We start from the raw sequence: 15,250 nt of genomic DNA on the forward strand, positions 1-15,250 counted from the left end.
ACGACTTTATTATGAGTCTACATCTGTGGGATAGTCTCACCACTGCTGTAGACAATGAATGATAATTTTAGCCGCCCTAGAAGCACCATGTTCGAAAAGGATCTTTTCCCCCAAAGCTTTTGCTGCCTCTCTTACTTCTGCCCTTAAGACAGATGTAATAGCTGTAGATAGTTTTTCGGCCGTTAGTTTTTTTCGGGGAATAGGAACTGCCCCCACGCCGAGAGAATAAACCCGACTGCCCCAAGCGAATTGGTCGTTGGCATGGGGAATGACAACACTCGGTACACCAGCCCTTAACGCCGCCGCCGTTGTTCCCGCACCGCCATGATGAACAACGGCAGACATTTGAGGAAATAACCAAGCATGGGGCACACTATCGAGCATAAATACGTTTTCGGGGATACTCGCTAGTCTTGTCATACCATTCCATCCTGTGGCTAAAATGCCGCGTTGCCGAGAGCGAGAAAGCGCATCAATGACTAATTGTGTTGTTTGCTCGGATTGAGTGGGGTCTCCCAAACTGCCAAAACCAACATAGACAGGAGCCGGTCCGTTTTGCAGAAAATCTTGTAATTCGCGTGGTGGTTGCCAATGGTCGGCTTTATCTAAAAACCAATAGCCTGTATTGTGTACCTGTTCTGGCCAGTCTTGGGGTTTGGGAAAAATATAATTACTACAAGACACTATCGTCGGATGCTGTAGGGTCTGTTGTTTTTTAAAGGGATTGGCAAAATGGGGGGGGGCCATCCCGAATTCCTGTTGCCAAAATGCCTTGATATGGGACCTCGACATTCCCCACATAATCTGCTCAAAGATGTGATGGGTTAGGCGATTCAAGCTTTTGCCTCCTCGAGGGAAATTATAAAATATCAGTGCAGGATAGTCCCCTGTCGGTGTCATGGGAAAGGGTGAGGCAAGGATACTGGGAATATTAAAAGCCGCAGCAATAAAATAGCCGATGGCTGCACCGGGATGATAAATGATCGCGTCCGACCCCTGACAAGCCCGATAAAAATCCTTCTGTAAGTCAAAAACCAGAGATTTTAGGCGATTAAAACTCATTATTATCTTGAGGGGGTTATCCGCTTGCATCGCTTTTCTGACGCGGCTATCAAGGGCGATTTGGGATAAGTCCCCCGGAAGTGGGTAAAAGTCTAATCCATATTCTGTAACTAAGTTTTCAAAGCTAAGAGATGCGGCAATCCTGACGGTGTAGTGACCCGCCGCTTGCAGGGCGACCCCCAAAGCGATATAAGGTTGCACATCTCCTCTTGTGCCGGCGGTTAGCATTGTGATCAACATTAAGCCTTGCTGCTATATAATTAGTTAGCCTAACTAATTATAAGAGCAAAAGGCTAGGTCTGTTTAAATACTTTGACTAACTTGGTAATGATGGACTGGAATTGTCGAGCTTCCTCTTGGGTTAGCGCGGCACTGATAAACTCTCCATACTCTTTTAGGGCTTGATATTTGGCGTTAATTAGCCGCATACCGGTTTGGGTCAAACTGACACGAAAAACCCGTTTATCTTGGGGCGACTGCGTTTTCGTAATATATCCCCTTTTGCTCAGATTGTTAATCCCTGCTGTGACTGAAGCTTTGGTTATTCCCAAATAAGTTGCAATTTCGGTGATCGTCGGTTCCCCAAGTTGATAGATGGCATCGATATATTGAAATTGACTGATAGTTAGCCCTAAAACCCCAGAGCGGCTTCCGGCTTCTTCTTGTAGCTTTTTGAATAATGAATCCAGTGTGTTTACAAATTCAAGTAAGATTTTTTCCATCGTTCTCTTCTATAGTTAGTCAACCTAACTAACTGTATAGGAGGATTAATTTTTTGCCCACTCAAAAATCCCAATATTTATCGTTATACTGTCGATATAAAAAAAAAAGTTAATTACAGTTACGCCAATATCGGATTAAATAGTTTATTAATATATAGTAATTTTTGAGTTAAAAATTTAGGTTTAGCTAAAAATTTTAACTCAAGAAAATGTCAAAGTATCCTCCTTAAGAAAGAATAAAAGCTAAGAAAAATCTATGTTATAGTTAACAGGATAACCAATTCAGTAAAATTTGTTGCTAAAGGAGTTTAAGCATTTAATCACATTAGTCAGAGAGTTAAATTTGACTTTCTTAAGAAGAAAAAAAATTTTCTTAAGCGACAAATACTCCTAGAAGCGCAAAATTTTTTTAAAGTTTTTAATTCGAGGACATAGCCGCCATAGGTTAATGAAAGAGTGTAAAACTCCTAACCAAACGTCCGGGTGAGTAATCACAGTATCTGATCTTTAAGAACTCGCTCTGTTACCTGAATAATCTCTGATAGCTAGACTCAAAGAGACTTTCTCCTCTTAAAAAAAATTCTTAAAAAATCCTGAAAAAGTTTTTGGATAGCCGATGCTCTCAAACAATCAAGATCAAGCTCACAAAAGAGAATGGAGGCACTCGCCCCCAATACCTGCTCCCATCTCACTCGGTATTAAATTTAAAAACATTACCCTCCTACAGCAATTTCATAGTAAGATGACAGATATTAAACAGTCATGCCTTATGCAGTTACCGAGAACTTCCTTAAACCCCCCTAAAAATCGAGAGCGCCGTAAACGTCTGGAAAACTAAACGGCGATCGCAACTCGGAATGGGTTTTTGTTCGTTCTCCCTTCACAGATTAAGAAAGGAGGTAGTTTATGCAATAACAAAAACTAGAAAATTTAACATTTGACTTCATTCTAGCAGGTACTTGATCCCGTTTCAAGTGACCGATAGGTCAATCTATGCTTGTTTTTGCCGAAAAACAAGAGCCTATCCTCCTTTTGGAGCCGTAAAAAACGACTATTGTCACAAAATAGCCGTATAGAGGTTAATTGTTCAATTTTTAGGTCACAAAAAAGCTGGAGAACCCCAAAGCGCAAGCGTGAAGTGACTTCCACGGCTTGGTCACAACGAGGCTACACCAGCCTCAAAGAATACAAATCAACTCCATGATAAGTTAGTCACTTCATCATTGAACAGGGTATTTTCAGCAACCTCTCGACAAACATTATTTTTACAGGAGAAAAAAATGGTTGCCACGAATAATCTCAATAATCGTTTAATCGCCGGACTACAACAAATCATCGCTTCCGGTATCGATTTACCGTTAGTACCGATCGGCACTCACAAACAGCCGCTTGGGGACAATTGGCAAAATCGACCTTATAAAGCCGCTCAATTAATTGAAGCCTTACAAAATGGGGGGGTGGAAGTCCCCATCAAAGGAGAAATCAAAAAGTTACAGCTTGGCGGCTTTGGCGTGATCACCGGACTGCCCGTTACGGTGGAGGGAATAAGCTATTATTTAATGGCATTAGACCAGGATGGAGAGAGTGCGATCGCCATCATCGACCAACTGGGTAATGGTAAAGGCGTTCCGCCAACCGTTGCCTTTACCTCTGGAAGGCCAGGGCGTTGCCAATACCTATTTTTAGTTCCTTCCTTCTATAAGGATCTTATCCGAACCAAAAAGCTCAAAACCGCTCAGACAGGAGATGATGACAAACCCGAACAGCTAGAATTTCGCTTTGCCAATATGCAGTCAGTGCTGCCCCCTTCGATCCATCCAGTCACAGGGGTTTATCATTGGATTGAGGGAGCGGCATTAGGAGAAGTGCCTATAGCGATCGCACCCCCTTGGGTTATATCCCAGATGTTAATTAATATGAGCCGCCTAGAGGGACAAATCCTGCCTCTGCTGCATAAATATGATATTCCTTTAAAAGTAGATTCCACAGGAACTAAGATTGACGGGAGCATCATAGAACGACTACATAAAAAAGTAGATCTTCTATCCGTCATAGGAGAATATATTCCCTTATACGAACGAGGAAAAAATTATGTCGGGCATTGTCCCGTTCATGAAAGCAAAGCGCCTAATTTAATGGTATATCCCGATAAAAAAATGTTCACCTGTCATGACTGTGGAATAGGAGGAAATATATTCAATTTCTTACAGTTACTCGGTAAAAGCCAATTAAAAGAAACCATAACTCCTCAATCAACGCCTCAAAAACGGTTAACCAATAATAACGGACATCATAACTTTTGGAGTAACGTTGATTGGGCACTATCCTATTTAAATGCCCTTTCCCCCTTCCGCGCCGATGATTATGATGATTGGTTAACCGTCGGGATGGCTTTACACAGTGTCGATGACTCCCTGTTAAAAGAGTGGGATAATTGGAGCCGCTCGTCAAGCAAATACAAACCGGGTGAATGTGAGAAAAAATGGAAATCCTTTTCTTCGGGTGGTGGCGTTAGTTTGGGAACTTTAGCGCATTTAGCCAAAAGTGATGGATGGCGTAGCCCGTTTGAAAATAATCATCGTGTTTATAGTAACGGTAGCAAAAATATTGCTCCTTCATCTTCGGAGCGCAATTTTGTCGATGAGCATACAGTTAATCAAGGGGAACCCACTTTAGCGCAATTAATCGAAGAGATACTCGCTCAAAACTTCGATGATGCCACCCAAGATTTAGCCCTAGTCGAGTTGGCAAAAAGTTACGATAATTACAACCCTTCAGAAATTCGAGCGATCGCCAACAAGCTAATCGACGCTAGGCATGAGCAAGATTACTTATCAGAGAGAAAAGCCGAATTAGAACAACTTGAAGAACACGAGAGCTTTGAATATTTGCCATTCGACGATATTTTTTATGATTGTCCTGATGTGGCATCAGCTTTTAAATACGCCTGTCAAGTTAACAAAAAAATTCAACCCCAGTATTTTTTAGGAATTCTGCCGGTAACCGCAGGAGTAATAGGCGTTAAAGGAGAAGTGATGGCTCCAGTGCTAGGAAAAGTCAAAGGGACCCTAAATCTGGCTATTGTTGGGGAATCCGGGGAAGGGAAATCCATTGTCTCAAAAATTTTAATCTCTCCGCTTTATCGATTACAAAAGGAGATGATGGAACAACATAAGAAGCAAAAAAGCGAGTATGAAGAAGCGTTAAACAATTGGAATCGACAACATCGAGATTATCGCCCAGCAAAACCCACAGAATCTGACTATATTACCACTACGGATGCGCTCTTGGTCATTAGTGAATATTCACGAGAAGGAATCGTCGCCAATCATGTTGACAATCCCAATGGATTTTTAATTTACCAAGAAGAGATGGTATCCTTACAACGGGCACAGAACATGTACCGTCAAGGCAAGGGAGATGATCGCCAGTTTCTTAATAACCTTTATGATAATGGGCCTATCTCTCGGGCCCTCAAGTCGGAGCGGCGAGAAGTGTCCCAATCAGCCGTTAGTACCTTTGGCGGCTATCAACCCGACATAATCTTGGGACAGATGGGAGATCTCAGCGATCCGGACGGACAATGGGCAAGGTGTAATTTTGTGTTTGGAATTGAAAAAAAAGTCCATACTCGATTGAACCAACCCTCAGTTTGCCTCGATGATCTTTTCTATAACCTCTACAAAAAGGCCTTGTTTGCCCCCTCCATCCAATGCCGATTTGACTCCGAACGATTAAAGTACCTAGAAAAATTTGTCAATGAAATGGAAGATGCCCGATGGTCTTGCTTGGAGAGCGGGATGCGGGCAGTCTATTCTAAGGCTTCTGGAGAGGTAATGCGGATTGCGCTCTTATTGCATTGGATCAACTGTTTGTTAAAAGGCGTACCCGTGGCCCCTATCATTCCAGCGATCGCTGTCTTAAAAGCGATTAAGATTAAAAAATTCTTCATTTCTCAAATTGCCATCATCCGCACTTGGGGAAAGAGTTCACCCCGCTCTGAAGAGGGATTAGCCCCCCTTTATCGGACTATCCAAAAAATAGCGGCACGGTTGGAGGGAATAGAAGAAGTCCTGACCACCCGGCGCGTTTTAGCGGCTCGTGTGCCCATTTTTAAGGGGTTAAAGGCCAAAGACATCGAGAAATTGTTTAAAGATCTCGCCGCAATGGGTAAAGCCACCCTAGTCAAGTGGAAACGTGGGATAGCATTATCTATCAAATCTTTGCTAGATGGGATGGATAAATCCACAAAGCCAGGGAGAAATGGAAATGGGGGTAGCCCCATTGATAAGGGTTCTGATGACAGGGATAGACCATCATTTACCAAAGACGGCAGAGGGCAGAGGGGAGAAGACACAAGCGAGTATATCAAACCTCCTGCCTCCTGCCGCTTGCCTCCTGAATTGAATGAAATAGTCGCTCCCATTAAAAATAGTTCATCTTCTAACACAAGTTCAGTCGTTCTTCCCATCTGGGGCAGTTTTGCCCAAACTGCTGAAACGTTGCTTATTGAAAAGAATTGGCTACAAACGGCTTATTCTTAAAACTACAAGAGCCGCTTATATAGCTCACATCTCATGGTCAGAATGGATAATGGTTTTACAGACTGCTGTCAAAGAAAATCTAGACACGCAAGCCGCCAATACCGCGAATGTAGCCAACGTCGATTGGAAGACGGGACAGACTTGCCTTCATAACGGGGTAAAAGTGGTCATTAATTGGTTTGTCAACAAACTGGTGGCGAAAGTAACCGAATACGAGTCAAACAAACGCTATGAGGTAGCCATCGTCCACCTAAAGCCGCTCATCACAGATGGCAATAACGCGGCTGTAGCTAATCGAGTGCCATCAAACCGTTTATCCATGCGTTCCCAAGAAATCCCCGAAATAGTTCAGACGGAACAACTGGATATATTTTCACCCCGCCAACAGCCGGGATAATCCTTATGACCAATGTTTACAAATTTTCACGTCAACCTGAACAGGAATCGGGGATAAAACAGGTTTTGCCGCCTGTTTCATACATCGAACCAAAATTTTAGCCGCATTCTGAGCTAAATCCCTAGGGCATTCTAGGACAATTTCATCATGAATAACAGCCACTAAAAGGATTGACGGATAAACTTCGAGTAAATTTCCGCCTAAAAGCGCGATGGCTCGTTTAAGGATACCCGCGTTTGTGCCTTGAATGGGGTTGTTGAGTAGTTCATTAAGCGTTGGACCAGAAGTTAAGCTCCAGATACGCCTGCGTCCATCAAGGGTTCGGCTAACCCTTGTACCTTGCTGCCATCTTTTTCGTTTCTTTTTATGATAAGCAGCAATACCCGTGTAAGTTTTAAAGAAAGTTTTACGGAACCGGGAAGCCTCAGCCGCAGATAAATAAATCCCATAGTTGAATGCCGTACAAACTAAAAATTTCTTCACTCCCATGCCATAAATAAACCCGAAATTAACAATTTTACCTAGATAACGTTCCGAATCGGTGATTTGAGCCACAGGTTTGTTAAACAATTGCGCGGCGGTTAACTTATGGAGATCTTCCCCCTTTTGATAAGCTAACTGCATCAAAAGGTCCCCACTCGCTTTAGCCATAAGCCGCAATTCAATTTGACTATAATCTGCTTTAATGAGAACGTTTCCTTCTGTTGCCACAAAACAGCGACGAAACCGCGTATCTTTAGGAATATTCGTTAAATTAGCTCGATGACAACTAAAGCGTCCTGACTTTGTGCCCATTTGAAACCAATGCCCATGAACCCGCCCGCTAATTGCATGGATGTATTTAGGGAATCCCTCAATAAAGGTACTCATTAAAGTCGTGATGCTACGATAATCAAGAAGATTCCGTATGATAGGATGTTTTTCGGCTCTTAGAATCAGTTCGCTCGCATCGGTTGAGTTAACAGAAATGCCAATTTTTTTTAAAGCGGCGATCACTTGTTGGGGCGAACGTAAGTTAATGCTGGTTGTCTGTTGAGGCGCGTACTCTTCAAGAAGAGATAATTGTACCGGTTTCGGTTCTAACTCCAATTGAAGAGAAATAGTTTCGCTTAATAAGGTTTGTTGCTGCTGTAATTCGATTCCCAGCGAATGCCATTGTTCTAAATCCAATTTCAACCCATTTAATTCCATCTGAGCAACGAACTGAAGACAATTAAATTCGTCAAGGGCTGTCGAAAATAAGTTAGCTTTTTCTAATAAAAATATTAAGGTTTCATGAAGCGGTAAAACAATAGCAGCATCCGTCGCAGCATATTGTAATTGTTGGGCAGATAAGGTTTTTTTGTTCCAATTACTGGTTTGGAGAGACTTATCTAATTTAATATTGAGTAAGCTCAAAGCGATAGAAGAAAGACTAGATTTTTTTTTAAGCCGGCAATTAAAACTTGATAACCCAGCATGGTATCAAAAAAAGGAGGAGATAGTTTAAATCCGAGTCTTGTTAAAAATTGTAGTTCAAACTTAAGATTATGTCCAATTTTCAAAGAAGAACTTGTAAAAATTTTTTGAATATATTCTTTTTCTTCATTAAGGGCAATCTGATCAATAATTAGGACGGGATAATCGGGTATAGCCAGTTGTAGTAATCTAATTTCATCCTTTAAAGGATCTAAGCCGCTTGTTTCACAATCAATACCAATGGCTGATGCTTGTAGATAAGGAATAATTTCCGGTAGCTGTTCAATCTGATCAATATAAATGTAATCCGTCTTAAATAAATCAGGAGGGTGGGTTAAAGGAGATTTTTTAGGGAGTATAGCTAGAGTTTCCTGCCAGCTATAAAAGTCATAATTATTGGGCATAAATTTTAACCAAAAAGGGTGAACTTAATCACCGAACAGGGGGAATTACGACAAGGGAACTTTGACTTAAAATGCCAATTGAATTAAACGCTAGGAGAAAAACGTAAATGTCTAATCCCTTACGTTCAGGTGGAAATTATGAGGATGGATATCGAGAAAATGTTTATGATTTGTCGAACTTAGGCGACAACCCTTATTCAGATTCTCTCGAAAATCCCAATCCTCAACTCGCTCATTTACAGGAATTAGAACGTTTGCAACAACAACAAAGAGAACAACAGGAGCAATTAGAACCAGATGCGGGCTAGAAAAAGGCTAGTTCTTCCAACAAAAGTGCCATTGCTGAGAATTTTTAATGATGCCATAGGGCAAATTAGGTCTTCTTGTTTCGTTGAACTCTTCACTGTTGAGTTCAGGGTCAAATTGGATCGTCTGACTGTTATTTTTCATCGTAACTGATTTTTAAATAGCGATAAAACTGAAGCGTTAGCTTCCCCAAAAAAAGATGACAAAAAGTTCTTTTGAATTAAAGTTTTTAGAGGAGAAGTCCCTTGTGAGTTCTCAGGTTGAGTCCGTTCCTCATAATCCCTCGATTGTTTCCATTGATTTCGGGCGTTTATTGGGCAAATATGCAACGCCAGAAGGAGCATTAATGCTCGGTTTACTGGTGGTATCGTTATTGTTGACCAAATTAGGCGGCTCTTCGGCTAAACTGACATCAGGACGCTTTTGTGGACGAAAAGAACTCTGTCGTGCTACGGCAACTGCCCTCAAACAAATAGAGGAAAAAAAGTGTCAACCCGTGACATTATGGGCGGGAACACCAAAATATTGGTTAGGGGGTAAATTAAAAGGATTGAGTGCCTTCATCCAAACCCTGTTAGGTTCATCGCCTACGGTATGGTTTCCTCACGCTGAACGGGGAATTTTAGTGATTGGTGCGCCGGGTTCGGGAAAAACCGCTTCCGTGATTGACCGGGCGATTGAATCGGCGATGCGCCAGGGGCATAGTATCCTAGTCTATGATAAAAAGGGAGATCAGGTGCGGCTTCATGCGGCTTTAGCCACCCGTTATGGTTATAGTGTAGAAGTTTTCGCGCCTGGGTACAGTTACAGTGGAGTTATTAATCCCCTGGATTTTGTCACAGGACCCGAAGACACGACGATGGCCGGGGAAATCGGCAAAATTTTTACCAGTAGTAGCCGCACTGGCGAGAGCAAAGGCAATGAATTTTTTGAAACTGCCGGGGAAATGTTGGCACGAGGGTTAGTGCAATTGGCCAAGGCGAGTAACTACCGTGATTTAGCTCAAGTTTATGCTTTTATTCAGTTGCCGAATTTTGTGGAACGCATCTATCATTCCATTTACCGCCCCGATAAACATCCTTTAAAAATGAATCCTTGGATTGCTCCCTCGTTTTCTCAGTTGATGAGTTCCAAAGATGCAGAGAAAACGGTCGCGGGAATCAAGGCCACCGCAGAGATGGTTTATAGTGCCTTTATTCAACGTGATTTACTACGGGCGTTTATCGGTAAGAGTACGATTCCTATTAAGCTTAAAGAAAAGCAAATTCTCTTCTTTCAGTTGGATGATGAACGTCGCACGGTTTTAGCACCGTTAATCGCCGCAGCACTCCATTTATGTATTGTTTCTAATCTCTCGCAAAAACGCACTAATCCTTTTTGTTATTTCCTTGATGAGTTTCCTTCTATCGGTCGGTTGCCACGCACCGTTAACTATGTCAATGAGTACCGTTCTAATGGCGGTGTACCCGTCCTCGGTATTCAATCTCTAGAGCAACTTTACGATACTTATGGTGAGCGGCAAGGAAAAGCGATTGCTTCTGCCCTTTCTACTCATGTTTTATTTTATCCAGGGGATTACAACACGGCTGAACAATATTCGAAACGGTATGGAGAAACCGAGGTGGTTATCCGTTCTCGCAGTACCGGCAATTCTTATGGCGGTTCTCAAACGAGTCGTTCTACTAATTGGAGTGAACAGATTCATAAAAAACCGTTACTCTCACCGGATGAAATTTTAAGGTTTCCCCAAGGCGAATGTGTAATTACTTCTCCGGCTTACGGGTCGGGTAAAGAAGCACTTTTTCCCTATAAGTTAAAAATTCCGATTGAACAGCGTGAGTTTAAGCGAGCGAGTGAGTCTGAGGCGTTATGGGATAGCGTGATTCGACCCCAATTAGAGCAAAGGGCTTTTAATTGGGCTAAATTACAAGAATTGGATGAAGAGAATTTGCATCTTGAAATTACCAAACGAATTGAGGAAGCGTTCCGTATGCTGCCGATGCCGGGTGAACTTGCTGATGGGGTGGTGGATAAGAATAATTCAGACTATAAAGAGCAAATGAAAAAGATTGTTGCTCAAACGTTAAAAAAACTTCCCATTGATTTGAGTCGTTTGGCGGCTTAAGCCGAATCTTTATCTTTATTTTATAATTTTAAAGATTTAATAAAGGTAAATTAGAACAAGATAAAAAAATGAATAATTAAAAGTAAAAAAAATAAACAAGCGCGACCAATAAGGGTGAAGGAGGAGTAGGTTATGGTTAGTTCCAAGAGTGAAAATCATTTAGCACAAGAGGATAAATTATGCCAACAGAACCAAGTTTTGCTCAATATTTCTCATGAGTTGCGGAACCCTTTAACGATTATTACTGGCTATATTGAAATGTTGGGAGCGACTCGCTTAGATTCTAAACAGCAGCAGTATTTGAAAGGAATTGAACGTTCATCAGATTTTTTAATGGGGTTAACGGATGAAATCTTATCTATTCTTCGCTCAAAAGAAGAGCAAGAAAAATTAAGATTATCTCGGATTGATTTAGGCGATTTTTTACAATCTTTGAGGGATATTTATGAACCTTTAGCCCAGAAAAAAGGATTAGGTTTTTTTCTAGAAGTTTCAGAACTGCCTCAAGTGAGAGGTGATGTGGTAAAACTTGAGCAAGTTTTGGGGAATTTACTGAATAATGCGATTAAATTTACGGAAAAGGGCTGGATTCGCTTACAGGTTAATGTGTTTGCACAAGATGGACAAACAGCACTCGTTACGTTTCGCGTGGTGGATACGGGTATCGGGATGAGTGCAAGCGAATCTGAGCAAATCTTTGAAGCGTTTTACCAAGCGACATGGGGGAGTGGTGGGGTAGGCATTGGACTGGCAATTAGTAAAACCTTGTGTGAAAAGATGGGGGGAAGACTCGATGTCAAAAGTAGTCCTGGGGTGGGAAGCGTTTTTGAGGTTTGTCTGCCCATGAAACTGGAAAATAGACTCTTTTGTTGTTATGAATTAGGACTCGAAGAAGGATTATCAACTCTTAATAGGGACATCGTGATTAATCTAAAAAAGATGGCAAGTCGCGGAGATTTTTGCTTGTTAAAAAGCTATATAAAAACTCGAATTATGCCTTTTAATAACCAAACATCTCAAATTTTATTAACCTTGGTTGACCAGTTTCGTCTAGATTTAATAGTCGATTTATTGCCGAATTATACAGAAAATATTGGCTGAAATAGAACTAAAAACTCGAGAAGAGATGCCAAAAATTGAATTTGATATTTTGATTATTGATGATGAGGTAGAGAATTTACGTCTGCTGGCTCTGATTTTAGGAGAAGCTGGCTATCAAGTCCGTTCTGCCATAAACGGGCGAGCGGCTTTAGGGGTCATAAAAAATCAAATTCCCGATTTGATTTTACTGGATGTAAAGATGCCGGTAATGGATGGATTTGAGCTATGTCAGACTTTAAAAGCCGCCTCAGATTGGTGTGATATTCCGATTGTGTTTTTAAGTGCAGCAGAAGGGGTGTCAGATAAGGTAAAAGCGTTTGAATTAGGAGGGGTTGATTATATTACCAAACCCTATCATGCGGCTGAAGTGATTGCTAGGGTTCACATCCATTTAAGTCTTCATCAATTAAAGGAGGAATTGAGTAAACGTAATGAGTTTTTGCGACGACAAAATGATGGGTTGGCGGCTCAAATTAAGGCGACTCAAGAAGCCCAAAATGCGATGCGCTTTGTGCTGCATACTGTTTCTCACGATTTAAAAAATCCGCTATTGGGATGGGGATTAACCCTCAGTACCATTTTAGGCCAGCAAAAGGGGGAAATCTGCCAGATTGAGCGGCGGGTGCTTTCTACGATGCTATCAAGTTGTAGTTCACAAGAAAGGTTGATTGACTCACTTGTGGGGGCGCAACGGGAGAAGGAAGGGGTTGATGGGTTGGTGCTTAACTTGACGACTGTACAGCTAGAAGAGATTGTGAGTGAGGTACTTTTAGAATGGCGGCTGGTTTTAGAAAAAAATGCTGTTACGGTTAATCATGAATTGTTTATTGAAAGTTGTCCTGTTCTAAAAGCAGATGTAGTTCAATTACGTCGAGTCTATTTTAATTTAATCGGTAATGCGCTTAAATACAATGAGCCAGGGATTATTTTAACCTTGAAAGCGCTCTTGGTGATGAGAGAGGAACGAGAATGGTTGCAGTGTTGGGTAATTGATAATGGGGTGGGAATTCCAAGGATGTTTAAGAAGAATTTATTTAAACCTTATTCAAGTAGTGGGCAGGGAGTAAAGAGTGCAGGTTTTGGTCATTCTTTTGGGTTGGGGTTATATATTTGTCAAAAAATTATTGAAGCGCATGGGGGAATAATTGGGCTAGAAGAAACGGAAAAGGGGGCGGCTTTTTGGTTTGATTTGCCGTTAAGTAACTATCCCTAATGAGTGAGCTTTTAAAGCGACTAAAGTTCGATTGGTTAGGTTCAGTTTGTGAAAAATTCTAGTGATGATGGATTTGATTGTATCTAAGGGTTTATTGGTAATAGCGGCTATTTCTTTATTGGTATATCCACTGCCAATCAGTTGAAAGACTTCTAGTTCAGCTTCACTAAATTTTGAGAGAAGTTTTTTTGACGACTCTGGGATAGGCGAGTTGAGTGCTTGAAGATTGGGAGGGGTTAAGGTGTTATTAAAATTGGCTTTGAAAGAAGGATCTAAATATATTCCGCCTTCATAAATAATTTTAATGACGGCTCTGATATTTTCAGGTTTTTTTCCTTTAACTAAATATCCATCAGCCCCAAAGGATAAAGATTTAAGGGCAAGTTCAAATTGAGAAGATGCGGTTAGCACTAAGGATTTAATATGAGGGTGTGAGCGGCTAATTTGGGAGAGCGCCGTTACTCCACTTTCCCCATTTTTTAAGGACATATCTATAATTACTAAGTCAGGATTATTTTTTCTCAGGAGTTCCATCCCTTCTGGTACATTGTTGCTGGTTCCGAGTAAATTAAATGGGTCAACTTTTAAAGCGTGTTCTAATCCGATTAAAAACATCATGTCGTCTTCAATGGCAATAAGGTTAATCATGGCTAATTTTTAAAACGATTTTGATGAGCATAATTGGTGTTAGTTAAATTATAAAGTGTTAATTTAAAAACCGGAAATAAATTATAATTAACTATTTAAAAACATAACGAAATCACATCTATTATCTGTCAGAATATAGCAAACAGTTTGAAAAAAAAATGCGAACCCATAAATCGAGGTTTCAACACTCCTGAAGGTGAATATCACTTCTAAGTAGTCGGACATAAATAAAGCGCACTGTACTCGTGAAATGTAAAAGTCTCTAAACCTGATTCTATAGAAGTTATAATATCTATAGAAATTGGAGAAATAACATGGCAGGAAAAACGATATCAGCTTATACGGACGCTGAAACCGCGTCGCGTTTAGGAATAATAGCTAAAGTAGAACAAAGAACCCAAGCGCAAATAGGAGGAATGGCTTTAAAATTGTTTGTTTCTTTGCCTAAAGAGGCAAGAGAAGCTTTATGGCAAGTAAAAGCTCTGGGAAATGAACAGGACTGGGAGTCTCTAATCAAAGAAGTAACCAGAACGTTATTGAATGTTCAATATAAATTAGCGGCTCAACAAGTGGTAGAACAAATAAAGCTAGAGGAATTAGGAAATTTAGAGAGTGAAGATGAGATTTTAAAAGCAGCAGTTAATTTAACCTGTGATGAGTAATTCGTTGCGCTTGTGTCTAGATCTAAATATTTGGTGTGCTGCCTTATTATCAGAGAAAAAAGGAAGATCTGATACATCAAGTCAACGCATTGTGGAGATAGTAAGAGAAGGCAAAAGTTTCTTAGGAGAAGTACAGTTAATCATATCTTGGGGTATGCTCAATCGTTTAAAAAAGGTATTAGAAAAGGATTTAGGTGTGTCATCTTTAGCAACGGCAATGTACATAAATGCAATCGAAGGATATGCACAATTAGGAGTGTCACTAACTTTAGGGGGTACGGGGATAATTCCAATTCAAGACACAGAAGACGCGCACGTTCTCGAGACAGCATTAGCCGGACGGGCTGATGTTTTAGTAACAGCAAATTTTAAAGATTTTATATCTAATGATACACAACTAATAATTCCTCAACGTCACGCTATTCATGTTGCCCCAAATCATCGTTTTCATATTGTTCATCCTTATTTAATGATAGATTGGATTCATCAAGGACAAATTCCCTAGAGGTAAGTTCGATTTGTGTAAGATGTTTACTGTATTGTATGTCTTACGGGTATTCCCTTTTAAGATTAGAAGACTGTAGCTTTTTCGAAATCATTAATTTTTC

Annotated in this window: 13 protein-coding genes; 8 read left to right on the forward strand and 5 right to left on the reverse strand. The window is 40.8% G+C overall.

Going from position 1 to position 15,250, the window contains the following annotated elements:
* Positions 1-36 precede the first annotated feature (36 nt).
* Together CYAN7822_RS29665 and CYAN7822_RS29670 are read right to left on the reverse strand one after the other, a co-directional pair.
* Entirely contained in the window at positions 37-1,302 is a 1,266-nt protein-coding gene (locus CYAN7822_RS29665; RefSeq protein ID WP_013334659.1) for a glycosyltransferase, read from the reverse strand.
* A gap of 53 nt (positions 1,303-1,355) precedes the next feature.
* Entirely contained in the window at positions 1,356-1,784 is a 429-nt protein-coding gene (locus CYAN7822_RS29670; protein WP_013334660.1) for a MarR family winged helix-turn-helix transcriptional regulator, read from the reverse strand.
* A gap of 1,280 nt (positions 1,785-3,064) precedes the next feature.
* On the opposite strand from CYAN7822_RS29670, the gene CYAN7822_RS39800 reads away from it, so the two are divergent.
* Both CYAN7822_RS39800 and CYAN7822_RS29685 read left to right on the forward strand, forming a co-directional pair.
* Positions 3,065-6,328 (forward strand): DUF3987 domain-containing protein, encoded by a 3,264-nt coding sequence (locus CYAN7822_RS39800; protein WP_013334662.1) that lies wholly within the window; start codon positions 3,065-3,067, stop codon positions 6,326-6,328.
* A gap of 49 nt (positions 6,329-6,377) precedes the next feature.
* Entirely contained in the window at positions 6,378-6,725 is a 348-nt protein-coding gene (locus CYAN7822_RS29685; RefSeq protein WP_013334663.1) for a hypothetical protein, read from the forward strand.
* Between the two features lie 3 nt (positions 6,726-6,728).
* Here the strand turns inward: CYAN7822_RS29685 and CYAN7822_RS29690 are convergent, their stop codons facing one another.
* Positions 6,729-8,123: a DNA polymerase gene (locus CYAN7822_RS29690; protein ID WP_049802749.1), complete on the reverse strand. Its 1,395-nt coding sequence runs from the start codon at positions 8,121-8,123 to the stop codon at positions 6,729-6,731.
* Positions 8,120-8,587, reverse strand: a complete 468-nt coding sequence (locus CYAN7822_RS34970; RefSeq protein WP_049802751.1) for a 3'-5' exonuclease family protein — start codon at positions 8,585-8,587, stop codon at positions 8,120-8,122. The genes CYAN7822_RS29690 and CYAN7822_RS34970 overlap by 4 nt, the downstream gene beginning before the upstream one ends.
* A 107-nt stretch (positions 8,588-8,694) precedes the next feature.
* Between CYAN7822_RS34970 and CYAN7822_RS29695 the strand changes: the two genes are divergently transcribed.
* The 4 genes from CYAN7822_RS29695 (at position 8,695) to CYAN7822_RS29710 (ending at position 13,332) form a co-directional block, all read left to right on the forward strand.
* Positions 8,695-8,895: a hypothetical protein gene (locus CYAN7822_RS29695; protein WP_013334664.1), complete on the forward strand. Its 201-nt coding sequence runs from the start codon at positions 8,695-8,697 to the stop codon at positions 8,893-8,895.
* 245 nt (positions 8,896-9,140) lie between these two features.
* On the forward strand, positions 9,141-11,018 hold the full coding sequence (locus tag CYAN7822_RS29700) for a type IV secretory system conjugative DNA transfer family protein (RefSeq protein ID WP_013334665.1): 1,878 nt from the start codon (positions 9,141-9,143) through the stop codon (positions 11,016-11,018).
* A gap of 132 nt (positions 11,019-11,150) precedes the next feature.
* On the forward strand, positions 11,151-12,119 hold the full coding sequence (locus CYAN7822_RS29705) for a sensor histidine kinase (protein WP_013334666.1): 969 nt from the start codon (positions 11,151-11,153) through the stop codon (positions 12,117-12,119).
* 25 nt (positions 12,120-12,144) lie between these two features.
* Positions 12,145-13,332, forward strand: coding sequence for a hybrid sensor histidine kinase/response regulator (locus CYAN7822_RS29710; RefSeq protein ID WP_013334667.1), 1,188 nt, complete (start codon positions 12,145-12,147; stop codon positions 13,330-13,332).
* Here CYAN7822_RS29710 and CYAN7822_RS29715 read toward each other — a convergent pair.
* A complete protein-coding gene (locus CYAN7822_RS29715; protein ID WP_013334668.1) occupies positions 13,315-13,980 on the reverse strand; it encodes a response regulator transcription factor in 666 nt (221 codons plus the stop codon). The two genes, CYAN7822_RS29710 and CYAN7822_RS29715, sit on opposite strands and share 18 nt — an antisense overlap.
* A 314-nt stretch (positions 13,981-14,294) precedes the next feature.
* Between CYAN7822_RS29715 and CYAN7822_RS29720 the strand changes: the two genes are divergently transcribed.
* Positions 14,295-14,642 (forward strand): hypothetical protein, encoded by a 348-nt coding sequence (locus CYAN7822_RS29720; protein ID WP_013334669.1) that lies wholly within the window; start codon positions 14,295-14,297, stop codon positions 14,640-14,642.
* The gene (locus CYAN7822_RS29725; protein ID WP_013334670.1) at positions 14,635-15,147 is read left to right on the forward strand and encodes a PIN domain-containing protein; all 513 of its coding nucleotides are present in this window, start codon (positions 14,635-14,637) and stop codon (positions 15,145-15,147) included. Before CYAN7822_RS29720 ends, CYAN7822_RS29725 begins: the two co-directional genes overlap by 8 nt.
* Positions 15,148-15,250 lie beyond the last annotated feature (103 nt).

It is taken from the genome of Gloeothece verrucosa PCC 7822 (assembly GCF_000147335.1).
Classification (GTDB): Bacteria; Cyanobacteriota; Cyanobacteriia; order Cyanobacteriales; family Microcystaceae; genus Gloeothece; species Gloeothece verrucosa.

Bases quoted from the DNA above. Each gene is read 5' to 3' on its own strand.
- CYAN7822_RS29670 (WP_013334660.1), bottom strand. From the start codon at position 1,784: ATGGAAAAAATCTTACTTGAATTTGTAAACACACTGGATTCATTATTC.
- CYAN7822_RS29695 (WP_013334664.1), top strand. From the start codon at position 8,695: ATGTCTAATCCCTTACGTTCAGGTGGAAATTATGAGGATGGATATCGA.
- CYAN7822_RS29720 (WP_013334669.1), top strand. From the start codon at position 14,295: ATGGCAGGAAAAACGATATCAGCTTATACGGACGCTGAAACCGCGTCG.
- CYAN7822_RS29705 (WP_013334666.1), top strand. From the start codon at position 11,151: ATGGTTAGTTCCAAGAGTGAAAATCATTTAGCACAAGAGGATAAATTA.
- CYAN7822_RS29665 (WP_013334659.1), bottom strand. From the start codon at position 1,302: ATGTTGATCACAATGCTAACCGCCGGCACAAGAGGAGATGTGCAACCT.
- CYAN7822_RS29715 (WP_013334668.1), bottom strand. From the start codon at position 13,980: ATGATTAACCTTATTGCCATTGAAGACGACATGATGTTTTTAATCGGA.
- CYAN7822_RS39800 (WP_013334662.1), top strand. From the start codon at position 3,065: ATGGTTGCCACGAATAATCTCAATAATCGTTTAATCGCCGGACTACAA.
- CYAN7822_RS29710 (WP_013334667.1), top strand. From the start codon at position 12,145: ATGCCAAAAATTGAATTTGATATTTTGATTATTGATGATGAGGTAGAG.
- CYAN7822_RS34970 (WP_049802751.1), bottom strand. From the start codon at position 8,587: ATGCCCAATAATTATGACTTTTATAGCTGGCAGGAAACTCTAGCTATA.
- CYAN7822_RS29685 (WP_013334663.1), top strand. From the start codon at position 6,378: ATGGTTTTACAGACTGCTGTCAAAGAAAATCTAGACACGCAAGCCGCC.
- CYAN7822_RS29725 (WP_013334670.1), top strand. From the start codon at position 14,635: ATGAGTAATTCGTTGCGCTTGTGTCTAGATCTAAATATTTGGTGTGCT.